This is a genomic window from Paeniglutamicibacter terrestris, from assembly GCF_012271785.1.
Classification (GTDB): Bacteria; Actinomycetota; Actinomycetes; order Actinomycetales; family Micrococcaceae; genus Paeniglutamicibacter; species Paeniglutamicibacter terrestris.
In genome coordinates this window covers 1-24,003 of the sequence record NZ_JAAWVT010000004.1, presented here as the reverse complement: position 1 = coordinate 24,003, position 24,003 = coordinate 1, and the positions used below count along the sequence as shown (strand labels likewise).

At 59.8% G+C, this 24,003-nt stretch carries 18 protein-coding genes; 9 read left to right on the top strand and 9 right to left on the bottom strand.

The features are described 5' to 3' along the window. The first annotated feature begins 201 nt into the window (after window positions 1-201). The gene (locus tag HED64_RS09785) at window positions 202-1,485 is read left to right on the top strand and encodes a glycoside hydrolase family 3 N-terminal domain-containing protein (RefSeq protein ID WP_245325897.1); all 1,284 of its coding nucleotides are present in this window, start codon (window positions 202-204) and stop codon (window positions 1,483-1,485) included. Here HED64_RS09785 and HED64_RS09780 read toward each other — a convergent pair. The 5 genes from HED64_RS09780 to HED64_RS09760 all read right to left on the bottom strand — a co-directional run bounded on the left by HED64_RS09780 (window position 1,482) and on the right by HED64_RS09760 (window position 8,898). Next, the gene (locus HED64_RS09780) at window positions 1,482-2,660 is read right to left on the bottom strand and encodes a serine hydrolase domain-containing protein (RefSeq protein WP_168151826.1); all 1,179 of its coding nucleotides are present in this window, start codon (window positions 2,658-2,660) and stop codon (window positions 1,482-1,484) included. The two genes, HED64_RS09785 and HED64_RS09780, sit on opposite strands and share 4 nt — an antisense overlap. A 140-nt stretch (window positions 2,661-2,800) precedes the next feature. Beyond that, window positions 2,801-6,088 (bottom strand): S8 family peptidase, encoded by a 3,288-nt coding sequence (locus HED64_RS09775; RefSeq protein ID WP_168151825.1) that lies wholly within the window; start codon window positions 6,086-6,088, stop codon window positions 2,801-2,803. Between the two features lie 422 nt (window positions 6,089-6,510). Beyond that, window positions 6,511-7,335: a bifunctional hydroxymethylpyrimidine kinase/phosphomethylpyrimidine kinase gene (thiD, locus tag HED64_RS09770; protein WP_168151824.1), complete on the bottom strand. Its 825-nt coding sequence runs from the start codon at window positions 7,333-7,335 to the stop codon at window positions 6,511-6,513. Window positions 7,336-7,416: 81 nt separating this feature from the next. After that, entirely contained in the window at window positions 7,417-8,073 is a 657-nt protein-coding gene (locus HED64_RS09765) for a hypothetical protein (RefSeq protein WP_168151823.1), read from the bottom strand. Window positions 8,074-8,247: 174 nt separating this feature from the next. Further along, a complete protein-coding gene (locus tag HED64_RS09760) occupies window positions 8,248-8,898 on the bottom strand; it encodes a TetR/AcrR family transcriptional regulator (protein ID WP_168151822.1) in 651 nt (216 codons plus the stop codon). A 473-nt stretch (window positions 8,899-9,371) separates the two neighbouring features. On the opposite strand from HED64_RS09760, the gene HED64_RS09755 reads away from it, so the two are divergent. The 4 genes from HED64_RS09755 (at window position 9,372) to HED64_RS09740 (ending at window position 13,274) form a co-directional block, all read left to right on the top strand. Further along, window positions 9,372-10,097, top strand: a complete 726-nt coding sequence (locus tag HED64_RS09755; RefSeq protein ID WP_168151821.1) for a queuosine precursor transporter — start codon at window positions 9,372-9,374, stop codon at window positions 10,095-10,097. A gap of 144 nt (window positions 10,098-10,241) precedes the next feature. Next, on the top strand, window positions 10,242-10,934 hold the full coding sequence (locus HED64_RS09750) for an ABC transporter ATP-binding protein (protein WP_168151820.1): 693 nt from the start codon (window positions 10,242-10,244) through the stop codon (window positions 10,932-10,934). After that, window positions 10,921-12,624 (top strand): DUF6297 family protein, encoded by a 1,704-nt coding sequence (locus tag HED64_RS09745; RefSeq protein WP_168151819.1) that lies wholly within the window; start codon window positions 10,921-10,923, stop codon window positions 12,622-12,624. Before HED64_RS09750 ends, HED64_RS09745 begins: the two co-directional genes overlap by 14 nt. Before the next feature lie 59 nt (window positions 12,625-12,683). Beyond that, window positions 12,684-13,274 (top strand): DUF4126 domain-containing protein, encoded by a 591-nt coding sequence (locus HED64_RS09740; protein ID WP_168151818.1) that lies wholly within the window; start codon window positions 12,684-12,686, stop codon window positions 13,272-13,274. Between the two features lie 153 nt (window positions 13,275-13,427). Here the strand turns inward: HED64_RS09740 and HED64_RS09735 are convergent, their stop codons facing one another. Together HED64_RS09735 and tgt are read right to left on the bottom strand one after the other, a co-directional pair. Continuing rightward, the gene (locus HED64_RS09735; protein WP_210149546.1) at window positions 13,428-14,849 is read right to left on the bottom strand and encodes an amino acid permease; all 1,422 of its coding nucleotides are present in this window, start codon (window positions 14,847-14,849) and stop codon (window positions 13,428-13,430) included. Between the two features lie 349 nt (window positions 14,850-15,198). Continuing rightward, window positions 15,199-16,485, bottom strand: a complete 1,287-nt coding sequence (gene tgt / locus HED64_RS09730) for a tRNA guanosine(34) transglycosylase Tgt (RefSeq protein WP_168151817.1) — start codon at window positions 16,483-16,485, stop codon at window positions 15,199-15,201. 175 nt (window positions 16,486-16,660) lie between these two features. Between tgt and HED64_RS09725 the strand changes: the two genes are divergently transcribed. Continuing rightward, window positions 16,661-17,731 carry an FUSC family protein gene (locus HED64_RS09725; RefSeq protein ID WP_168151816.1) on the top strand — a complete coding sequence of 357 codons (1,071 nt, stop codon included), beginning with the start codon at window positions 16,661-16,663 and terminating at the stop codon, window positions 17,729-17,731. A 168-nt stretch (window positions 17,732-17,899) separates the two neighbouring features. Here HED64_RS09725 and HED64_RS09720 read toward each other — a convergent pair whose 3' ends face one another. Further along, complete coding sequence (locus HED64_RS09720; RefSeq protein WP_132364504.1) at window positions 17,900-18,439, bottom strand: NUDIX hydrolase family protein; 540 nt, start codon at window positions 18,437-18,439, stop codon at window positions 17,900-17,902. Between the two features lie 161 nt (window positions 18,440-18,600). Between HED64_RS09720 and HED64_RS09715 the strand changes: the two genes are divergently transcribed. Beyond that, entirely contained in the window at window positions 18,601-20,037 is a 1,437-nt protein-coding gene (locus HED64_RS09715; RefSeq protein ID WP_342590695.1) for a DHA2 family efflux MFS transporter permease subunit, read from the top strand. 112 nt (window positions 20,038-20,149) lie between these two features. On the opposite strand, the gene HED64_RS09710 is transcribed toward HED64_RS09715, so the two are convergent. Beyond that, window positions 20,150-21,136: an Lrp/AsnC family transcriptional regulator gene (locus HED64_RS09710; RefSeq protein WP_168151814.1), complete on the bottom strand. Its 987-nt coding sequence runs from the start codon at window positions 21,134-21,136 to the stop codon at window positions 20,150-20,152. Window positions 21,137-21,295: 159 nt separating this feature from the next. Between HED64_RS09710 and HED64_RS09705 the strand changes: the two genes are divergently transcribed. After that, entirely contained in the window at window positions 21,296-22,531 is a 1,236-nt protein-coding gene (locus tag HED64_RS09705; protein ID WP_168151813.1) for a M20 metallopeptidase family protein, read from the top strand. A gap of 47 nt (window positions 22,532-22,578) precedes the next feature. Then, window positions 22,579-23,943 carry an MFS transporter gene (locus tag HED64_RS09700; RefSeq protein ID WP_168151812.1) on the top strand — a complete coding sequence of 455 codons (1,365 nt, stop codon included), beginning with the start codon at window positions 22,579-22,581 and terminating at the stop codon, window positions 23,941-23,943. Window positions 23,944-24,003: the final 60 nt, after the last annotated feature.

Sequence of the window (24,003 nt, the reverse complement as noted above, 5' to 3'; positions counted from 1 at the left end):
TCAGCATAGGCGTGGCCACCCACGGGTGCCCGAGATACCGAGAAGGAGGGACACATTATCGAGCGCGGCTGGGTAGGGAATGCCAAGCGGGGGAGTACTGGTAGTGAATTTTCTTTCTAAATTCGGAGAATCCCACAAATCTCTGACAGGCTAAAAGTCGAGGGAAAGGAGCGGGCCGTCATGAACCGCAGGAGAACAGCGATGCACCAGCGTAGAAAACGCCTGCCGCTGGTGATACTCCCGGCACTGGTTTTAGTTGGTTGCACCGCAGCACCCGCGCCAAGCACGCAGACGCACAGCTCTTCCGCATCGTCCCCCAACACCCGCGCTCCCATCACGATCCCCACGCCCACCCCGGTGACCTCGAGTGCAGACACCTCACCCCGCGACCCCGGAACCACTGCCATGCCGAGCCCTAGCGCCAAGCCGTCAGCTGTCCCGCTAGATGCCGCGCATCGGCAGCTGGACACGATGAGCAGGAAAGAAAAGATTGGTCAGGTGCTCATGGTGGGAGTCCCCGCCACGGGGAGCAACTCCGCCGATTTATCAATCATCACCCGCAACGCGTTGGGGAACGTGTTCCTCAAGGGTCGAAGTAGTCGCGGGAGTGCGGCAACGGGCGAGGTCGTCGAGCGCATTAATACGGCCATCGTCAAGGGAACAGCCGCGGAGATCACGCCATATGTTGCCACCGATCAGGAAGGCGGCAACGTCCAGGTGCTGAGGGGTGCTGGCTTTTCCACCCTGCCTACGGCCTTGGTCCAAGGCAGCTGGGACGCCACGACACTGACTCACCGCGCCACCAAATGGGGCAAGGAGCTGGCCGCGGTCGGCATCAACCTCAACCTCGCCCCGGTGGCCGACACCGTATCCTCGGCGTCCTTTGCGCCATCCAACGGTCCCATTGGACAGTGGAAGCGCGAATACGGTTATACCCCCAAGGCCGTCTCGAGGGCGTCACAAGCCTTCACCAAGGGGATGGGGGCGCCGGGAGTTGATTCCGTTATTAAGCATTTTCCAGGACTGGGACGCGTCACGCAGAACACCGATATCGTCAAGAACGTTATTGACACCAAGACCACCCGCAATGATCCGTATCTTGCACCCTTCCGGGCGGGCATCGCTGCTGGTAATGAGTGGGTGATGGTCTCCAACTCCTATTACTCGAAGATCGACGCCAAGAACATTGCGCCGTTCTCTTCCACCATCATGCGGGGGATGCTGCGCGAAGACCTCGGTTTTACCGGCGTCATCATTTCCGATGACATGTGCGACGCTACGCAACTTTCGCCGTGGAGCTATGCGACGCGCGCAGTGCGCTTCTTCGAGGCGGGCGGAACGATGATGCTGTGTGTGAATGCTGGGAAGCTGGACCAGATTTCCGAAGCTCTGGCAGAGCAAGCGAAAAAGGATCCAGGATTCGCCCGCCTCATTGATGCCGCGGCGCTCAAGGTGCTCGAAGCCAAGCAAGACGAAGGTTCCTAGAGAACCAAAAGATATCCTCCGGCCCTTTCGCGCAGCGACGCCAACAGAACAAGACGCTGCGCTTCGAAGCCCAGCCGGGACTTCTTCGAAATCCAGCCATGTTGATCGCTATGGCCCGATTCCCATCCCTCAGCCCACGAGCGTAAGTCTGCGATGAGCTCAGGATCGAGCCCCAGCCGGTGCGGATCGATCTCGCGCCCCGATGCGGGGTCCCACAATGGCCAGCGCCGCCCATGCGCTGGCTCCAAATGAACCACCAACCGCTCTTGAACACCCAAATGCTTGATGAGTATGGCCTCAGGGTTCAGCGTTCCGGATGACGGACAGATGATGGAGGCGCCGACTCCTGTGGCCAGGGAGCTGAAGGCGGCAGACTGGTAGCCCGGACCGCTTCCACCATGACCCCACAAGCGCAGGGCAGGATCCACCATGATCCCCATGGCATATTTGGGTGCCCTCCACGGTGCCTGCGCATCGACAGCTACACAGCTGAAAAGGAGTTCGCGGGCCGCGACGGATAAGTAGTCGCCGCTCACGCCCGTCGTTGACTGCAGGATGGCTTGGAAGCGGAGCACGTCGCTCGGCGTGGAGAACGCCGCGCCGGCCGGGCCAGCCCACAAGGTGGAGTAGCCGGTGGGACTCAGCGAGGTTTCGGGTAGTGGATAGCGTGTTGAGACCATGCCCAGCGGCGTAAAGACTTCGCGTTCCAGCACGAGGTGCAAGGGTTCGGCCAACAAGGATTCCAACAGTGCGCCCAATAACCAGTATCCGGTGTTGCTATAGGCGAAGGATCCGGGGATCCCGGTGGATGAGATGGAGGCGATCTGTCTCAGGTCCCATGGCTGGTCCGGCTGCTCGTGGACGGCGCGAAGATAGGCCGGAGTGTGGGCATAGTCGCCGAGTCCCGCGGTGTGGTTCAGCACCGCTTTGATGCTGCCATGCCCCGGAGCTCCGGGAAGGAATTTAGCGATCTTGTCGGTGACACGCAGGGCGCCGGCATCCATCAATCGCAGTATCGCAGCGGCAATAAACATCTTGGTCAGGCTAAAGACCGGAAGCGCATCTTTGACTCCGAAAATACGCAGGACTCCGGATTCGCTGGGATCCCGCCAGGCGGCGGCCGAGCCAGCGGGTAGCTGTGCCACCAACGATTCAAAGGCCGCAGCACTACTCATGGCAATGAGCATAGGTCAGCATTCGCACGGCGCAAGCAAAAGGCGCGGCCCGGGGACACCTGCGGTGAAATATTCACCGCGCCGTCCCCGGGCCGCGCCCGTAAGGTGCCAATAGCTTCATCGGAACCAGTGCTGTAGTGCTACTTGCGAGGCTGCACGTCCAATACCTGGGCGCGCTGTCCCGAGGAATTGTGCAGGTGCAGGAGCAGTGCCTTGGCCTTGGTATCGGTGGAGGCTACCGTGGCTTTTAGCTGGCTCTTGTTGAGATCGGCGAACACCGTTCCCTCACCGGCGAAGGACAATGCCGGCTTGATCGCGTTGAAGTCGATCCAGTCGGTGGCGTCAACAGGAACGTTGGCGCCTGTCTCATCGGAGTTGTACTGCGAGTAGGAGTACACGCGGTAGGAGATCGGTGCGTCCGAGCCAGTCAAACCCAGCGCAGCGAGCGAGACCGGGAAGCCGGCTACGTTGGTGTCGAAGGTATTCGAATCAACATCTCCGCCCAGTCCGTTCAGGAGCTGCAGGTCAACCTGCTTCACGGGGTTCAGGCTGTAGGTGGCTACCAGATCGGCGTCGAGTCCGTCGGCGACGGTATTAAAGGTGACAAAGTCTGCCTCGCCGTCGCCATTGGTGTCGATCTCGATGTCGATCTCGGTACCGCCGGCCAAATGCGCCCAGTTGCCCCAGGTGCTCACACCGAAGTTCAGCAGACCATCCGCAGCTCCGGTGCTGGGGGCGGTGGTGGCCGCACCCACGTGCTGCAGATCCATTTCGCGTGCGCCCGGAACCTCATCGGCGCTTGCCGGGAGCTTGGTCGACGATGCGCCAAGTTCAAAGGCGGAGACCAGCGAGCGTACCTGAGTGGCACCGGATCCCGCCACGACGTCGTCGCCGGCAAGTTTGATGGTGCCGGTGGTGGCGCCCTTAGCGAAGGATGCCTTCTTTGCGGCCATGTCGGAAACCAGTTTTGGTGCCGCATGGACGGGAACACGCAAGGTCGGTGCGGTGGAGCTGGTGAGTTCCACTCGACCCGAAACATCGGCAACCCAAGCCCGCGGCAGACCAAGCTGCTCGGTGTCCATGGTTGGATCGATGGTCTTCGCGTACTTGTTCGCATCCACGTTCAACGTCACCTTGACGTTGGTGGTGGCGCCCGCGGCGAGCTTGACCGATTTCTGGCTCAGCGTGTAGCTGGCGCCCGGAATCTTCGTGGCCGGAAGGTAGGCCACCTTGTAGGTCTGGCTCTTATCGGACTTGTTGACCACAGTGATGGACTTGGTGGCCGAGTACTTCTTCTTGTCCACCTCGATGACACCGAAGCTCACGCTGGTGAGGTCCGGGTCCGCGGTGGCGAAGGCGTAGACGGGAGTCTCCAATGCGGCGTCGGCGATCACTCGACCGGAACCCACGCGGTTGGGGCCGTAGGCCTCGCCGTTGGCGGCCAGCACATCCGCGGTGGCGGTATTCATCATGATCGACTTGATTTGGTACGCGGTGTAGTTTCCGCTGCCGGCGACAAGTGCGGCGATGCCCGCGGCGTGCGGGGTGGCCATGGAGGTACCCGACATGACTGCCGGAGCGTTGCCGGTACCCACTCCGACGGAACCGATGAGAGTTCCGGGGGCAGCAATATCCGGCTTCACCACGCCTTCGGAGCCGTGGACACCACGCGAGGAGGACGAGTTTAATGTGTCTCCCAGCCCGGAGTCACTTGATGCGGTGCCAACGAGCGCCGGATCCAGGGTGACGTTCAGGGTGCCGGCCTGGGCTGCCGGGCGCAAGCTATCGGAGTAGGCCTTGGTGAACTGTGCGCCGGGGATGGTCGCGTTGCCGGCGATGCCGGCCTCGAAGACTGAGACCTCGGAGTCTAGGATGACTCCGGTGGCGCCGGCTGCCTCGGCATTGTTAAAGCGGGTTCCGGAGCCACAGGGGAACTCGAGGTTTTCGCTCCACTGGAGCCACACCCACTTACCGGTAAGCGAGCCCGCCTCAAAAGGATCGCAGCCGAAGGCGTTGGACTCCGGGGCCATCACCACGGCGCCGCTTAGCGCAGCGGGATCGGCAGCGGTGTAATTGAAGTTGGAGGAATACTGACCGGCCGCTGTGCCAGCGTTCTCGGCAGGAGCATTGACGGTGATGCCATCGAGCGTGACCTTGGTGGCCACGGAGTTAGCGACGGTCAGTGCGGAACGGGCATTGCCCGGGGAGCCTCCGACGTCCGTCACGTCACCGGCGTTGCCCGAAGCCACCACCGAGAGGATGCCCAAGTCGGTCAGCGAATTAACAATGTCATTTTCTGGGTCATCGGCTGGGGAATGATCCGAGCCCAGCGACATGTTCACAATCTGGGCGCGGTCATCGAAGTTGCCATCGTTGTTGGGGTCCAACACGTAGTCAAGAGCCTGACCCACCACAGAGGAAGAACCGCCACAGCCGAAGACACGAATGCCAACTAGCGCGGCTTCCGGGGCGCTGCCGGGACCGATGCGCATGGCCGCCACATCGTCGGCCGTGAGTTTGGTGTAGTCGCCGGTAAAGGTGGAGCCGTCAGCGTTAACGCCGTAACCGGCAGCCGAACCTGCGACGTGGGAGCCGTGTCCGGCGGCCGCACAGTCCAGCGGGTTGGCGTCGGGCTGCGGAACCGGCTGGTAGTCCTCGGCATCGGGGTCGGCGTTGTAGTTATCGCCCACCAGATCCCATCCGCCGATGAACTTGGCCGGATCGTAGAGTCCGGAGTCAGCAGCGGGGAGCGCTGTCGAGTCCTGTGCCTGCTTGTATCCGTCGACGGTTCCGGGTCCACCGAATCCGGCGTGGGTGTAGTCGATGCCGGTATCCAGAACGGCAATGGTGACGCCTTCGCCGGTTTCTTTTAACGCGCTCCATGCTTGCAGGGCGCGGGTGTCGATGTCGGCGTTCTTGTTCTCGGGTGACTTGGGAACAATGGCGGTGATCTTCTTGACGTCGCTGCGGGAAGCCAATGCGCGCAACGCCTCCGCGTCGCCGCGCAGGGCTACGCCTGGAATGGAGTTGGTGGTCGAGTAGATGACATCTGCCTTGGCCTGCGCTGCCGCAGACTTTCCCTTGGCCTTGATGTCGTTACGGATTTCCTTGACCTTGCCAGCGTTCTTGGTGGTCTTGCCGTGGGGCTTTTTGGCGCTGTCTGGCTGGGTGGCGGTAAACGCGCCCTGTCCCTCGAACTGCACGAATACGGAAACTTCTCCGCTGGCAGTGGACAGGGGGCCAGCTACCTTCAAGTCCTGCAACGACTTGGTGGCTAGTCCGCCGATTGATGGGGAATCGCCATTCGGGGCGACGTCGATCGTGGGAGGTGCTGCAAGAGAGGGGACGGACATGGTGACGGCCAGGGCTAGCCCGGATGCCGATGCCAAAATCGTCCGCGCAAGCTTGTGGCGACGCGGGGTAAGCATAGTTCTCCTTGAATGGGATGGGAGCGATGCGAGAAACACCCGTGAAACAGGGGATTCCCAAGCGACATCCTATGTGAGTTCAAGCACATATCAAGGGGTTGTTTGATATTTTTTACAAAAAAGACATCGTGCCGACCCAAGTGCCCATGCGTGTGAGAGTCGTTGGTGAGGAAAGCTGGGGACGAAGTGTCGGCGCTGGTTGTTAGCGTGTTTTCAGGTCGGTGGTTCTGTGAGGAACCTCAGCCGATCAGCATGAGCGCCGGAATGTATCACCGGGTTGCGGGTGGCCCTGGGCAAGGATGTCGACCGCAATTGAGGGACAAACATACGGTGTGGCTCGGCCGTTTCTTGGGGAAACGGAAAACGCTGGTCCCATGCAATGCATGGGACCAGCGTTTACTCATCGCCGAAGGTATTCAGGATTAGCGTGAACCGCCCTGCCACAATGCATCAAAGGGAGCCGCCGAGGAAACGCGGTTCTTGATGCCCTCGGTAACAAAGGCCTTTGCGTTGCGAGCAGCCTGCAAGGGTGTCTCACCCTTGGCCAGCTCTGCGGTGATCGCAGCAGCTAACGAGCAGCCAGCACCAGAGACTGCCACCTCGCCGACCTTGGGTGCGGAGAGAATCTCGAGGGTTTCACCGTCGTAGTAGACGTCCACGGCTTCGCTGCCAGCAAGGCGGATTCCGCCCTTGGCCAGTACCGTTGCCCCCGAGATGGCATGGATCTTCTTGGCGGCCTCGGTCAGGTCCTCAACGTTGTTGATCTTCATCCCGGAGAGGGACTCGGCCTCAAAGTGGTTGGGGGTAACAAAGGTGGCAAGTGGCAACAGGTTTGCTTTGAGCGCTTCGTCGGTGTCCAGCGCGTGGCCCGGCTCCTGGCCCTTGCAGATCAACACAGGGTCGAGCAGAACGTTGTCCCATTTCTGGGACTTTAGAGCCGTTGCGACGGTGTTGATGGTGGCCGGGGAGCCCATCATGCCGAGCTTTACGGTTTTTAGATCTGCGGCGTAACAGGTCTGGATGGCTTCCAGCTGATCGGCAATGACCTGTGGTTCGACGGGAACGAAGCGATGGTTCCAGTTGTCCTTCGGGTTGAAAGATACGATGCACGTCAACGCGACAATGCCGTAGGTGCCCAGTTCCTGGAAGGTCTTCAGGTCGGCCTGGGCGCCGGCGCCGCCGGTTGCTTCAGATCCGGCGATGGTCAAAGTGATGGCGGGACGGTTCCCGGTGGAGACAGAGGTCATGAATTCATTTTAGGCGCGCTTTTCCATGCTACGGCGCAGCCACGATCATCGGATGGCCAGATCGATAGTCGCTGTTAGCGTTCAGGACCGAGTGAACGTGGTCAACTGAGTGGCGTTGGACCACCCCGCGGGCCGATGTTCGCGTGTGCCCAGAGCGGTGTCGGCGCAGATCACCATAAACAACACCGCCAAGCCCTGGCCCGCAGCGGCGGCCGAGAGATTGGCCAAGATGGCCGCACGGAATTGCTCAACGTTTGCGGTGGCCGTGATGCTGGGATCGGCCAATAGCGCAAAACCGTCGCCGAAATGGACTCGACCCCGACCCGCGGTTGCATCAAAATCGGCAATTTCAACCACGTCATAGTCGTTCATGGGAGCTTCAAAGAGCGTGGCCGTTTCGGGCAACTGTGCCACCTGTTCCACATCGCTGGACAGTGCAGCCAACAACACTCGGCGGTCGGTGAGTGTCCACCCGCGTGTGGCCAGATCCCGACCAACCTCTGCATCGGGGGTACCGAGGAACGTCAAACGTGTCTGGGAATCGGGGGAGTCTGCTGTGGTTTCTTCTAACAGACCGTTGAGATCGGAAGCAGCGGGCCATCTGCTGGTGATTTCATAGTCACTACCGTCTTCGGAAACGCTGTGGAGTTGGCCGTCTTCATCTCGCAGTACCGTGCGGTCTCTAAGTACGGCAAATGCCTGAACCCAATGCGGGAGGGTGGTGGACTCGAACGACATTCAGGATGCTCCTATTTCTCATAGAGGTCATCGCAGGAACACGAAGGACGCGACGTGGCAGACCAACCGGTGGGGCTGCCGCTGACTATTCCTCCCCATTTCCTACTTCACTACCGACTCTACGCCTGCTGCGGGTGGTTCTTGGGACACTGCGAGGATCACCCGCCACGCTGATCACCGGGAGATGGAACGAACCAAGGAGAGCAAGTCATCGAGGATGCTGCGCACCACGGGTAGGCGCGAAAGGACGACCAAACGGGCGATGACCGGCGAAATGTTTTTGATGAGTCGATGGCTACGCGATGCCTCGTCCGAAGTGTCGTAGGCCCAAAAGAGGAAAATGCCACGTTGGATCAACCAGAGAAGTTCGGGAAGGTCATGACGAATGGCCAGCGGCGGCAACGGACTACTGGCAGACACCACTTGGCGCCACAGCTCAAATTCCATGCTTCGTTGCGCTTCGTTGGGTTCTGCGGGAGATTCGGCAAAAGCCGCGCGGATAAAAGCGGGGCCAAATTCGTGGAACGGCGCCAGAATTTTCAAGCCGTTGCCCAGCGCCAAGCGAATGTTGGCTTCCAAATTGTTCCCCGGGCGTAGCAACGGTCCAACGCTACTTCGGTGTTTCTGCACCAATCCACGAAATAACTCGTGGACGATCTCATCCTTTGAATCGAAGTAGTAGTACGCGTTGCCCAAAGAAAGGCCGGATTCTTGGGCGATACTGCGCATCGTGGTGCCAGCAAACCCTTGGGCAGCGAATAACTTCATGGCAGTGTCCAGCAGCAGCTGACGGGTTTCAATGCCCTTTGCTGTTTGCTGTCCCATGACTTTCCCCTTACTGGATCTTCGCTGACACTCATTATAGTCATTTTTGAACGTGTTCAAAAATGCGCTGTTTTGGTCAAAGCCCGAGTTCCCCTGCGGGTCTTTAGAGGTTTTCGGATTTCCTCGGGAAACCGCAAAGTTCATGTGCGTAGACACAGAACGCATAGGAAACGGCTGAACGATTTTCAACGGTTGACGGCACGTCCCCAGCTTTCGGGGCCCGGCCATGAGGGAGCGATGACATGACGGATGGGAGTCGACTCAACGCGGGTAATGGGGTGTGCGGACATTAGCAGTGGAGCTGTTGATTCCGGTACAGCGGCGCCGCCCACCCGACATGGGATACTTGAACCTCAAGTGCTAATACAGCGAGTGGTCCTGACCGCACATATTTTCCATCGGCGTACCTCGTCGTGGAGATCGTTGCTCTCAAAGACCAACTTGGCGAACCACTTCTTCGATTGGGTACAACCATGGGCGAAAAATCCGCCTCCATCAAACTACGTCCACAGGCTTCGCGCGCCATTTTTGCGTCCGCGGGAAGCCCCTATTTTTCCACGGTGCTGGCACTGATGGCCGTCGTGGTCATCCTGTCCAACATCGGCGCCGCGAAGGGGGTGACCTTTGGTCCGATCGTCACCGACGGCGGATTCTTCCTTTTCCCACTGGCCTACATCCTCGGCGATGTCATCTCCGAGGTTTACGGCTTCAGGGTAGCCCGCCGGGCCATCATCACCACCTTTGTGCTGGCAGCCTTCTCCACCCTCTGCTTCTGGATCATGATCGAACTGCCCGCCGCCGATTGGTATGACGGCCAGGCCGCACTCGAGCGCACATTGGGACCGGTCTGGTTGATAGTCCTAGCTTCGTTACTGGGGTTCTTGGTGGGGCAAACACTGAATTCATTTGTCTTGGTAAAGATGAAAGAACGCTTTGGAGAACGCGGGCTGGTGGGACGCCTCATGGGTTCCACGGGGGTGGGCGAATTCGCCGACACCTTGATCTTCTGCTCCATTGCTGCTTCCGTCATCGGGATAACCGACCTGAAAACGTTCCTGAACTACCTGGTGGTCGGTTTCGTTTACAAAACCGCGGTGGAGTTCCTCTTTGTCCCCGTGACGACGCTGGTCATCCGCTGGTTTAAGCGACGTGAACCTAGCTATGTCGCTACCGGCTCGGCGGCCGATAACGCCGTTTAGCCGTGCACCACTAACAAGGGGCTGCAAGCCTACCTTTCACCAATGGCACATGCTCAAGGGGAGGTTTGCGGCCCCTTGTTGTGTCCACAGTTCTCATCCGAAATGCTGAGGCTTGTTGGTGCGGAGCATTGGTAGCATCGGGGCATGGAGACCACTCACCGCGAGCTGCTACGGGCCAGCGGACTAGTCGCTGGCTATGGCGGCAACGACGTGTGCGGCCCGCTAGACCTTGTGCTCGAAGCCGGCCAAGCGCTGGGTATTGTCGGGTTTAATGCCGCAGGTAAATCCACGCTGCTGCGCACCCTGGTGGGATATCAGGAACCAGTCAGCGGAGAATCTGTCATCCTAGGATCGTTCACAGACGACTCAAGTTTCATCTACCGAAAAGCTGTTTCGGTGGTATTCGACGAAGATGCGTTCTTCCCCTCACTGAGCGTGGAAGAACATCTGCAGTTGATTGCCGGCGGCCACCAGATCGAGGAGGCACAAGCCGCAGTCGAGGCGGAATTGAAATTCTTTGACCTCACCGCGGCTCGAACCTCATATCCTCACCGCTTGTCCTCCGGACAGCGCCGCAGATTGCTGTTGGCCGCGGCACTGCTACGCCCATCCCTTTTACTGGTCCTGGACGAACCCGAACAGCGACTGGACCCGGTCATGCGCGCCGCATTAGGGCTGCGTCTACGACGTCTGGCCGATGCCGGCACTGCGCTGCTGGTCATAACGCATGACCCCGAGTTCCTCACCATGGTGGCTGACTCCGTGCTGCTCATCGTGGATGGACAGGTCATTCCCGCAAGCGTCCAAGACGGGGCGGCATCAATTGCCCACAGCTGACGCGCTGGCGGCTCTGGATAACGCGCCCGTCGACTTTGACCCATGGGCGCGAAACCGCGTGGCGGAAAAGTTAGCTCGCCGCGATGACTTCTGGGACCGTTTGGGCGATTTTTATATCACTATGCTGGGCGCAGCGATCATTTTTTCCTACGCCGCGGGTCTGGCCTTCGCCTTCGCTGACCAACTTCGATCCGCGTCCGACGGAGGATTAATCCGTGATGGCCTTGGGGTGGTGCCTGGCTCATCCGCCGCCTCGACGCTGGTCATGCTCGGCTTATTGGGTGGTTTGTCGCTGATTGCTCGGCTGGGCCCGGCCGCAGTGGATCGGGCTCAAGGGTTTTGGTGGTTGAGTTTGCCCGTGGTGCGCACCGGGTTCTTGGCTCGATTGCTGCGTCAGCGTTTGGTCAGTACCTTCGCCATTGGTGCCTTCCTTTGGTTGCCCATCGGCTATGGAAGCGTGATGGCAGGCATTTCGCCCGGCTCAGCGCTGGGAGTGTTGCTCGGCGCCGTGACTCTAGGGATGCTTTTTGTGCTGCTCTCACTACTGGCGGCGTTCTCGCAGACCCGCGGGCGGGGGTCAACCTTCCTTGCCGTGCTGAATTGGATGAGCGCAGCGGTGCTGGTGGCTTATCTGGTGGACGTGCTCTTGCGTGTGGGCGGAAGCGGCACCATGGAATGGTTCTGGTTTTCGCTGCCTTCCCGGTTGCCCGTAGTGGCTCAGGCAGGAGCGTGGTGGGTCCCCGTGGCTCTGATCGTTGCGGCTCTTGTCGGGTTCGCCGTACTGAGGGGCCAGCTTCAACGTATTCCGAGTGCGGAATTAATCTCTCGAGGGGCGTCCAGTGCGCATGCTGGTGCCGCGCTGGCACTGCTAGACGATAAGGCACTAGGTAGTGCCATCGGCGCCGCGGGCGCCGCGGGCGCCGGGGACAGCAAGCGGGTCATGCTCGTACTGGAAAGAAATAAGCAACGCGGGGGAGATCCCTTCTCACGTATGCTTCCGGCGTCATGGGTCCGGGGCCCATTTTCGGCCTTGATCCGAGCCGAATTGTTGGTACTCCTGCGCACCAAGAAGACTTGGAGCGGTCTATTGGCGGGATGGAGTGTGCCGCTGGCTGGCGTCTTTGCTGTCCAGGGCGCGAGCGCGGTGGTGCTCGGAATATTGGTGATCGTTGGAGCGATTCTGGCGGCGCGGGCAGCCTCGGCGGCGGCTGCTCAAGCCGCGGATGTACCAGCGCTGGATTCCATCATTCCGCTGAATCGCGGGGCGGTGCGCCAGACCCACGCGCTAGTCGCAGCGCTGCTGCTGGTCCCCTGGGGGATTTGCCTTGCGGCATTCCTGGGCTGGGCGGTGCACTTAGAAGGGACGGGATTTTTTCTGATGCTCGGTCTCGGTGCACTCACGGGAATCGGTTTGGCCGCGGGCGCCGTGAGAATGGCTTTCCGACCAGCACTGGATTGGGGCTCTGTTTTGCTCATGTCCGCCGTGGGAAAGGCCGCCGGGCCCATGATTCAGCATCTACTCTACGGCTACGACGTCATGGTGCTCTCGGTCATCGGACTGCTGGCAGCGTTCGTCTTAGTTCCCGTACCGCCCACCTTGGTCCTGTTAGCCGTGCTGGTTGCCGTTGTTGCTTGGGCGGCGGGAACATCGACGGCGGTGCGCTCTCACGCTCACCGTTCTCAGCTGTAGCACGAAGCAACGATCGTGAAATCTGTGGCTGATGCCGAATCTGCCCCTACGATGGGCTCATGGAACTCCTCACGGCAGCTGGGCTGAGCTCGGCAGCAGGATTAAACGCCTACATCCCTTTGCTCATATTGGGGTTGTTAAACCGCTTTACCTCATGGGTGGCTTTACCCGAGGGGTGGGGCTGGCTGTCCAACGGTTGGGCGCTGGGAATACTGGCCGTGCTCCTGGCGATTGAGGTGGTGGCGGACAAGATACCTGTCGTTGACTCGTTTAATGACGTACTGCAGACCGTGGTGCGTCCAGCCTCGGGCGGGCTAGTTTTCGCCTCCGGAGTCGGCGCGCAGACCATCGCAGTAAACAACCCCGATGACACGTTCGGAACCTCGCAATGGGTACCGTTAGTGATTGGTGCGGGGATCGCGTTGATCTTCCACCTGCTGAAGTCTGGGGCTCGACCATTGCTGAATTTGGGGAGCGCGGGAGTCGCCGCGCCGGTGGTCAGCACCGCCGAAGACGGAGCCTCACTGGGCCTGAGCGTCTTAGCCATCGCTCTGCCGGTCGTGGTGATCATTGTGGTCGTGGGCCTGGGCGTAGTGCTTCTCGTCGGGGTGGCGAAGTTGCGTCCACGACGAATGCGGAAGGAATTATAGGGCCACAGGGCGGGGGCGTTTAACACCAAATTCGCGGCCTTCCTTTCAAGGAAAACCGCGAATGTGGTGGGTGGCTACAACGCGAGTTTCTTTTGCGGGTGTAGCCTCATCGGGTCCGGAACCCGACGCTGCTGCGGCAGCGCCCTTCGGTTGTTACTGTGCCGAAACAGAATCCTCAGTCGCATCAACAGCGTTGATGTTCTCTCCGCGCTCGGGGTCTTGTGGGCCCAAATTCTTTCGGTTCCGCCATACACCGAGACCGACAACAACTCCCGCCAATGCTGTGGAAAGCAGCAAGGATTCACGAGTTGATTCAAGGATCAGCATGCCAATGACCAGCGCGACGATGCTGGCAATGGCTGTCCACGTAAGGTACGGAAAGAGCCACATTTTCAAGGGAAGATCCTTGGCTGCGGCGCCCATTCGGCGGCGCAAGATCAACTGCGAGGTGGCAATGACCAACCAAACAAATAGCGCAATGGCACCCGAGGTATTGACCAAGAAGAGGAACACCGTATCGGGGGAGATGTAATTCAGTCCGACGGTAATGAATCCAACGATGGTCGAAGCCAGGAGCGCGGGTACTGGTACGCCAGACTTGGAGGTTTTGGTCCAGGACCTGGGAGCGTCTCCTCGGCTGGAAAGGGAGAAGAGCATCCGGCTGGCCGTGTAAAGGCCGGAATTCAGGCACGAAAGCACCGAGGTGAGCACCACGATGTCCATGATGGTGCCTGCGCCCGGGATCCCAAAGAGCTCGATGACCGCGACGTAGGGACTCTTGGCGACGCTGGCCGAATTCCAAGGGAGGAGCGTTACGACGATGGCGATGGAACCGATGTAGAACACCAAGATGCGCCAGACGGTGGACTTGACGGCCTTCTTGACAGCTTCCACGGGATTCGCTGATTCACCAGCGGCGATCGTGGCGATTTCTGCACCAAAGAAGGAAAATACCACTACGAGGATGCCAGCTAATACGGCGCCGGGTCCGTTCGGGAGGAATCCGCCGTTTTCTACAAGGTTGCTCAGCCCCGGTGCAGGTACCCCGGGAACCAGACCCAAGATGGCGGCGATGCCGAACAGCAGGAATAGCACGATGGCGGCAACCTTGATGGAGGCAAACCAGAATTCGAATTCACCAAAAGATTTGACCGAACCAAGATTGGTTGCCGTCAGGACAAGCATCAGGAGTAGAGCCCATACCCATTGTTCAATGCCGGGTACCCAGCGGTGCATGATGGCTGCGCCGGCCGTGGCTTCAATGCCTAAAACGATGATCCAGAACCAGGCATAGAGCCAACCGATACTGAATCCGGCCCAGCGGCCCAGTGCCTTATCGGCGTAGGCGGAAAATGATCCTGTTTCGGGATTGGCTGCCGCCATTTCTCCGAGCATCCTCATGACGAGGATGACGACAAGTCCTGCTGCCATGTAGGCCAGCAAGATGCCGGGGCCAGCAAGTGCGATGGCTGCACCGGAACCGACGAATAAGCCAGCACCGATGACACCAGCGATGGCGATCATGGAGAGGTGTCGGGGCTTCAGCGTCTTTGAAAGCTGTGCATCCGTGTTCATGTTGGGGCTCTTTCGATTGTGGTAAAAGGACAATCGGATGTTGAACAGGACATGAACCGCATCACTTGGACGAGGTTAGTGATCGTGATCTAAGTCGGCATTGATCATATGACTAACTGCAAGACAATCGCATGTGCACTTGCATGATTGGTTGCGGTGGATCAAAAATCGAACAGGCAGTTTAGTTCGCGTAAATTTTCATCCTGACGTGGGAAAATAGACGATTTTATGCCACGTCGGGGGACGGCCGTGCTAATCGGCGAACCCTTTGGCTAACGCGTAATTTTGTACCAAAAGATTTAGGACTATTTCACTTTTCAGACATAATCGGTGCTGAGTGCGATGTAAGTTACAGTCCTTGTGGGTCCGGTGCTCCCGCGTAGTAGCGCGACATGACCAAATCCTTGAGCTCGTAGAACGTGCCCTCCTCGATAGCCAGACGGGCATCATCAACCATCTTGACCACAAAACGTTCGTTGTGGATCGAGATCAACGTATGGCTGACTAGTTCCTTGGCCTTAAAAAGGTGGTGGATGTAGGCGCGGGTGTAGTGCTGGCAGGTGTAGCAGTCGCACTCATCGGAGAGCGGAGTGAAGTCCGTCTTGTAGCGCTTGCCCGAAAGATTAAAGCGGCCGTTCGGCGTGTAGAACGCCGAGTTGCGAGCCACTCGCGTGGGGGAGACGCAGTCGAAGGTGTCAGCACCGTTTTCGATCGCGGTGAAGAGGTCATCGGGTTCGGAAATACCCAGCAGGTGGCGCGGCTTGTTCTCCGGAAGTTCTTCGGCGCACCAGCCCACGATGGTACCGAGATTTTCCTTCTCCAAGGCACCACCAATGCCGAAGCCGTCAAAAGCCATGGCCCCTAGATCTTGGCAGGCCTGACGGCGGAGATCTTCATACTGGGCGCCCTGGATGACACCAAAAAGTGCTTGGTAGTCCTTGCCAACGCGTGAATCGGTCAGGTTGAAGTGCTCGGCTACGCATCGTTCGGCCCACTGGCGGGTGCGCTCAAGGGATTCGACTTGGTAACCGCGTGAGTTCTGCAATGTGGTCAGCTCGTCGAAGGCGAACATGATGTCGGCGCCGATTTTGTGCTGCACGTTCATCGAGATCTCGGGGCTGAAGCGGTGCTTCGTGCCATCGATGTGGCTCTTGAACCAGACGCCGTCGTCGTCCACGTTGGCCAAACGTTCCTTGCCGGGGGCCACAGCGTCGTCTGGCCCCGACTGGTCCACCGACTTCATGTCGATAACCTTCTTGAAACCAGAGCCAAGGCTCATGACCTGGAATCCACCGGAGTCGGTGAATGTCGGTCCAGACCAGTTCATGAACTTGCTCAGCCCGCCGGCCGTATCAAGAATGTCTGGACCTGGCTGAAGGTAGAGGTGGTAGGCGTTAGCCAGCACCGCCTGTGCGCCGAATTCTTTAACGGATTCCGGAAGAACCGCCTTGACCGTGGCCTTGGTGCCTACAGCGATGAAAGCCGGGGTTTTGATCGTCCCGTTCGGGGTGGTGATCACACCCGTACGGCCTTTTGACACCGAGCCATCGGGTTGTGTCAGCCGAGTTCCGAGTTCAAAGGTGAACTCGCTCTGGCGCGAGTGGGGCACTGAGGCGTCAAAAGAATCATTGGGCACCTACCTAGTGTGCCGCATGGTCCCGGTGAGAAGGCAAAATGTGGGCGTGCATTGGCTCACCTCGGGGTATTTCTTCGCTCACATCATCGACTATCAGCACTGTGTTCGGCGTAGCGTTGGAATGAGACCTGGCAGGATCCAAGACAGCGCAACAGAGAGCGGCTACCAAGCAAACATGGGCAAAAATTACGGCAGTCTGTTGACCCTTGGACCAGCACGCAACGATCACTGGATTGCTCTACGCACCGGAATCGGTGTTTTTGTCCCGCTTTTTGGCCTTCTTGCCGTTGGCCGGCTGGATCTGATGATCTTCGTGATTTTTGGTGCCTTCACCGGTGTGTATGGACGAGTTCCTGGATATCTGAACCGGCTGGTGGCTCAATCGAAGGCCGGTGCATTGTTTCTCGCGGTCATCCTTGTAGCTGTGCTTTCCTCTGAATTCTTGGTTGACCATGAGGACCTGGTGCGTGGAGCCTGGACGATCGTCATTTTGACAACGGTCGTTTCGGGTGTTTGTAACGTTGTCACCTCCTACCTCCAGCTTCGGCCCGGTGGCTCGCTCTTCCATATCTTCGCTTTTGCTGCCATCGCCTCGATGCCCACTCAACCGCCGATGCTCGAATCCATGGTGGCAGCATTGGCGGCCGTGGTCTTGGCCATCATCATTGGTTTTTCCGGCAGCATGTTGCCCGGTAATCAGGGATGGGGTGAACGTGTGCAGCTCCCAGCGCTCTCCGCTAAGGTGCGTACAGCGATCTGGTGGGAATCGCTTTTCTACCTGCTGGCTGCAGGGCTGGCCGGAACCATTGCTACGCTGCTCGCGCCAGTACTCTCCACGGGGCACAGCTATTGGGCCATGGTGGCGGCAGTTGTCCCGCTGGTGGGGCACACTACGGGCCTGCGGGTGCGCCGTGGGCTGCACCGTATCTTGGGAACACTCACCGGCATCGTGGTTATGGCGGCCATTATCGCGTTCCAGCCACCGATCTGGGTGCTTTTGATCGTCATCGGGATGCTGCAGGTATGCGCCGAGCTGTTCATCGCCAGAAACTACTTCATCGCCCAGATCTTCGTGACACCGTTGGCGCTGGTGGGAGTCTCCATCGGAACCGGATTGAGTACCAAGCTGCTCTACGACAGGGTGCTGGAGACAATCATTGGCGCCGTCGTTGGTGTGATTGTGGTGTTGCTGGGTTCGCTCTTTGGCTCTTGGTACAAGCGGCGAATACTTCCGGCACAATCATAGACATCGGCCGGCGAATTACTGCGGCCGGCATCCTGTCCTACGTGTTACTCGTAGGTAAGGTCAAGCGTGTTGAAGGATAACTAAGACAACACCACAAAGGCCTAAGCCCTGTCGCATCAACATGCTGTTGCGACAGGGCTTAGGCCTTTTTATTGGCGTGGGTGGTGTTTAGCGGTTGTAGCCGACGTGGGCGAGGGCCTGTCGAACAAGATTCTCGCGACCGCCGGCGAATTCTTCTTGAATATTTGGGCTGAGCGCTTCTTCCGGCGTGAGCCAGGTGAGCTCGAGTGCATCCTGACGCGGTGAGCATTCTCCGCGAACCGGAACGATGTAGGCCAGTGCCACGGCATGCTGTCGTTCGTCGGTTAATCCCGTTTCCGAGGGAGACGGGAAGTACTCCGCCACGGTGAAGGGCGCGGGGCTCGGCGGCAATTGCGGCATGGCCAGCGGGCCAAGGTCCTTTTCGATGTGCCGAGTCAGCGCGGCCCGAATGGTTTCCCGGTACATCACCCTGCCCGAGACGAAGGTGCGCAGCATTCGCCCCTCGGGATCGGCAGTGAGCAATAGCCCGATCTCCATGACGTAGCCGAGCGGATCCAGGCGTACCGGGATCGCTTCGATGTAGAGCATGGGCAACCGGGCTCGGGCCTCGTAGAGGTCTTCATCGGACAACCAGCCGGGATAGGGATCCGGAGTGCGAACGTTCATGTTCCCATCTTGACCCATCGAACCCGTGGCTGGCCTCGCCGTGGGCCGTGTTGTGAGATTCCCAGAATGTTTTCACTTTGGGGAATGAACCGTGGACACCCAGCGCTAGAATGGAATGTTCATCAACGCCAGCCCCCCTTTTATGGAAGAGGCCACTACCCGTGACCGAGACCAGCACCAAACTCAACCCCAAGGATCTTGCCACCATCACGGTGCTGATCGTTTCCGCGTTTGTGGTGATCCTTAACGAAACCATCATGAATGTGGCACTGCCGGTGCTCATGCATGAATTCAAGGTCAGCGAAGAAGCTATTCAGTGGCTCTCGACGATCTTCATGCTCACCATGGCCGTTGTCATCCCGGCCACCGGATTCCTGCTCCAGCGCTTCAGCACCCGCGGGGTCTTTATGCTCGCGATGATCCTGTTCACCGCCGGAACTCTGTTGGCTGCTGCCGCTCCAGGCTTCGAACTGCTGCTCGCCGCCCGCGTGATTCAGGCTTCGGGTACGGCAATTATGATGCCGCTGTTGATGACCACGGTCCTTGATCTGGTGCCGGCCGAGCGACGCGGAGTCATCATGGGCAATGTGTCGATCGTCATTTCGGTGGCTCCGGCCATCGGCCCGACCATCTCCGGGTTGATCCTGCAGTTCCTGAACTGGCGCTTCATGTTCCTGATCATTGCTCCGATCGCCCTAGCGGCGCTGCTCATTGGCGCACCGCGGCTGAATAAGGTGGCCGAGGCCTCCAAGATGCCGCTGTCGATCGCCTCGGTAATCCTCTCCGTTCCGGCCTTCGGCGGTCTGGTCTTTGGACTCAGCAGGCTCTCGGCCAATGGACTGAATACCCAGACGGTGGCGATCCTCGTGATTGCGGTGCTGGCGCTGGTGTGCTTCACGATGTTGCAGCTTCGCCTGCAAAAGAAGGACCACGCGCTGCTTGACCTGCGTACCTTCAGCTACCGACCCTTCACGCTGTCGCTCTCGCTGATGATTTTGGCGATGGTGGCACTGTTCGGGGTGATCATCCTGTTGCCGATGTACCTGCAGAATGTACGTGGGCTAGACACCCTGGCCACCGGCCTGATGCTCTTGCCCGGTGGATTGTTGATGGGGCTGTTGGCCCCGTTTGTTGGGCGACTCTTTGACAAGGTGGGCCCGCGCCCGCTGGTGATCCCGGGAGCCGTTATTTTGACCCTGGTGCTCTTTGGTTACTCGCGCCTGCTCGGGGCCGAGACGGCCATCGGCATAATTATTGCCTTGCACCTGGCGATGTCATTGGCGCTCTCGCTGATCTTCACCCCGGCGTTCACCACCGCACTGAACCCGTTGCCGCATTCCCTGCACTCACATGGCTCGGCGGTACTTTCCACGCTGCAGCAGTTGGGCGGGGCCGCGGGCACTGCGCTGCTGGTTGGTGTCTTGGCATCGCGCATCGGCGCCGGAGCCGAAGCCGGAATTGATCCGATTCAGGCTCAGATTAACGGATTCTCCGCGGGCTTCATGGTCGCGGCGATCTGCTCTCTCGGAATGATCATCATTTCGCTCTTCCTCACCAAGGCAGAGACTCCTGCCACCGCACCGGTCCACGCCCACTAATCGAGGGTCAATTCTGATTCGGTCCCGCTCGCGCTGGGCCACACACCACCCCGTTATCCCTTTTGCAGGGATCACGGGGTGGTGTTTTTAACCGGCAGTCCACAGGAGCGGATCAGGTGACGACCTCTCCGGTAGGACGCCCCTCCGGATCCAGCATCCAGCCCATGCGCTTGAAAGCGTGCACGCCCACGCAGGCCTCTATGATCTCCACGCCCGGGACGCGAACGGCCAGTCTGGCCTCCACATCCGCAATGTCGGCAGGGGTACGCAGCTGCATCATGAAGGTCATGTTTGCCGCGCCGGTCGTGGAGGCGCAGAGACGAAGTGTTCGCTGTTCCATCAGGAATGCGGCCACGGTGTCGGCGGTGCCGGCCGGGACCTTGGCGAACCACTGCACCGTTAACGGGTAGCCGGTGTAGTGACTCGCCAGTTCGCAGCGCAGGGTCACCATCCCGGTTTCTAACGCCACCTTCAGGAAGCGACCAGTGGTGGAGGGATGCTGTCCGGTGGCCTGAGCGATCTCCGCGGCGGTTGCCCTGCCATCGTGCATGAGGACCCGGAGCATGGGCCAAAAGGTATCGGGGATGATGGTCGGCTGAGCCAGCGGCGGATGGGTGAGCCGTTGGAGCTGGGCCTGCTGCGCGGGAGAGAGTACGTCCAGTCGCCATGCGTTGCCAGTGGCATACAGCTTGGTGCACAGCGAGACCTTGGTGCGTTGGACGCCGCGGGTTCCGCGGATGCGAGGGAGGACCTTACGCGCCATGTCCAGCCAGTCGGCGGCCAGGCAGGTGAGCCGGAAGTCTGCCGTGCTGGTAGCGTCATCCACGGTCAGCACCTCGGTGATCGCGCAGAGATCCGCCTGCACCTCCTCGATGAGCGCCGGGTCCGCCACCACGTCGATGAAGGCGGTGCAATGCTGCTCCGGGCGCCCACTCAGATGTCCCAGAACCCAGGCCATGCGGTCTTCGCGCAAACGCGCCCAGCGGGCAGAAAGTGTTGCCGGGTGCCGCCCGAGGATCGTGCCCAACTCGGACCAGCCGGCCCGCGGAGCAATTTGCAATGCGTGCACCAACTGTAGGTCTTCGACCGGTAGTTCCATCGACACACCTTTCCTTTCATTGCAATAAAACGTGGTTTGAAAGCTAGCTTGTGCAATTTTTCGTGAATGTAGCTCCATTATCCTGCCACGGCCCCACTCTCGATAGTGACATAGCTCACCGAATGGTGGGCGATGGAAATCAGAAGGAGGGCACGGGGCATGAGCACCGCTACCACCGCTATTGTGCAGGATGCAGTCGAACTCCTTCCGGAGATCACCCGCCTGCGCCATGCGCTGCACCGCGAACCCGAAACCGGGTTGCAGCTGCCACGAACCCAGGAACGAGTGTTGCAGTGGCTTGAGCCCCTCGGCTACGAGCTTTCGCTGGGAACCGACCTCACCTCGGTGACGGCAGTACTGCGCGGAGGATCCTCCACGGCCCCGGTCGGCGAGCGCCCCACGGTATTGCTGCGCGGTGACATGGATGGACTGCCACTGCAGGAAAAGTCCGGTGTCGAGTTCGCATCGCAGACCGGTGACACCATGCATGCCTGTGGGCACGACCTGCACACAGCGATGTTGGCCGGAGCCGCAACCCTATTGGCCGAACGCCGCGACTCCCTCGCAGGGGATGTGGTGTTGATGTTCCAACCCGGCGAGGAAGGCTGGGACGGTGCGAGCCATATGGTGCGCGAGGGCGTGCTGGAGGCCAGCGGAAAGAAGGTCGATGCCGCCTTTGGCTTGCATGTGATGAGCTCGATGGGATCCACCGGAGTATTTACTTCCAAGGACGGCGCGGTGATGAGCGCTTCGGATGGATTGTTCGTGACGGTGCGCGGTGCCGGCGGGCACGGCTCGGCACCCTTCGCGGCCAAGGACCCGGTGACTGCCGCCGCGGAAATGGTGACGGCCCTGCAGGTGATGGTGACCCGCCAGTTCGACATCTTTGACCCGGTGGTCATCTCCGTCGGGGTGTTGCGGGCCGGAACGGTGCGCAACATTATTCCGGACACCGCCTACTTCGAAGCGACCATTCGTTCCTTTAGTCACGCAAACCACGACAAGCTCCAGCTTGTGGTCCCCGCCTTGCTACAAGGCATCGCCCAGGCCCACGGGCTGGAGGTTGAGGTGGGATACCGCACCGAGTACCCCACCACGATTAACGCCGAAGCGGAAACGCAATTTGCGGCAGACGCGGTACGAGAACTCTTTGGGACGGATTCCTTCACCACCATGGCCAGTCCACTGGCAGGTTCCGAGGACTTCTCCCGAGTACTTCAAGAGGTCCCCGGTGCGTTTATCTTCCTCTCGGCATTGACACCCGGTGTGGACGGTCCATCTGCCGCCTACAACCACTCCCCATATGCACGTTTTGATGATTCGGTGTTGGGCCGCGGTACCGCGCTCTACACGCAGCTGGCCACCACCAAGCTCGCTTCCCTGGCAATACGCTAACCCCTCCCTTCTCCACTCACGCACTCACTCACTCGAGGATTTACGACATGAGCATCAAGGTCCAGCAGGTTCCCTCCGGTGGCCATCAGGCCCCCCAGCCCACCATCACATCCAATGGCCATTCGGTTCCCGGTCAGTCCACCGTCAAGACCCTGTTGGGCATTGGCGCGGGCAACGCGGTGGAATGGTTCGACTGGGCCATTTACGCCACGTTCGCCTCCTTTATCTCCGGCCAGCTCTTCTCCAAAGCCGACCCGACCTCTGCGTTCCTAGCCACTATGGCGATCTTCGCCGTCGGTTTCGTCGCCCGCCCCTTCGGCGGTGCCTTCTTCGGGTTGATCGGTGACAAGGTCGGCCGCAAGGCGGCCATGACCATGGCCGTGGGTCTGGCCTCGGTCGGTTCGCTGATCATCGCGATTACCCCGACCTACTCAAGCATCGGCGCCGGTGCCTCGCTGATCCTGCTGGTGGCCCGTCTGTTGCAGGGTCTTGCTCACGGCGGCGAGATGCCCAGCGCGCAGACCTACCTCGCCGAGGTGGCCCCGGCCCAGAAGCGTGGGTTCTACTCCACGCTGATGTACTTCTCCGGTACCGCAGGCATCGTAGCCGGAACACTGCTCGGTGCGATCCTGACCGTCACCTTGACCAAGGAACAGATGGGCGCCTTTGGCTGGCGCATCCCCTTCGCCGTCGGTGCGTTGATGGGCTTGTACACCTTGATCATGCGTTCACGACTTAAGGAAACCGAGCAGTTTGAGGAACAGAAGTCGGCCAAGGCTGCTGCGGGTGCCAAGGGCCCCTCGGTATTCTCGCAGATCATAGCCAATTGGCGCCAAGCTGTGCGGGTCATCGGTTTGACCGTCGGTTTGACCGTGGTCTACTACATCTGGTCCGTCTCGACCCCCGCCTACGCGATCGCCAACCTGAAGATGGATCCGGCCACCGCGCTGTGGACCGGCGTGGCCGCTAACTTGGTGTTCATGGCGGCCCTGCCGTTCTGGGGCAAGCTTTCGGACCGCATCGGTCGTCGTCCGGTCCTGCTGATCTCAGCACTGGGTGCCGCGGCCCTGCAGTTCCCGATGTCCTCCCTGGTGCGCGGTGAGGCCTGGCAGCTGTTCGTCGCAATGTCGGTGATGCTCATCTTCATCGCGGCCTCCGCCTCGATTGTTCCGGCCGTCTACGCCGAGCTGTTCCCCACCGCGATCCGCACCATCGGCGTGGCCATCCCCTACGCCATCGCGGTGGCGGGCTTCGGTGGCACCGCTGCCTTCCTGCAGGCCGGGTTCAACGCCTGGTTCGGGCTCTCCACTGGTGGCACCGTCTTTGCGATCTACTCCATCGTCCTGCTGCTGATCAGCGCGCTCACCATCTACAAGATGCCGGAGTCCGTGGGCAAGGATCTACGCGGCTAAGCACCCTCGCAAGGGCACTGCCGCAAGACATACAGAAGGTGCGGGCCATCGGAGGAAATT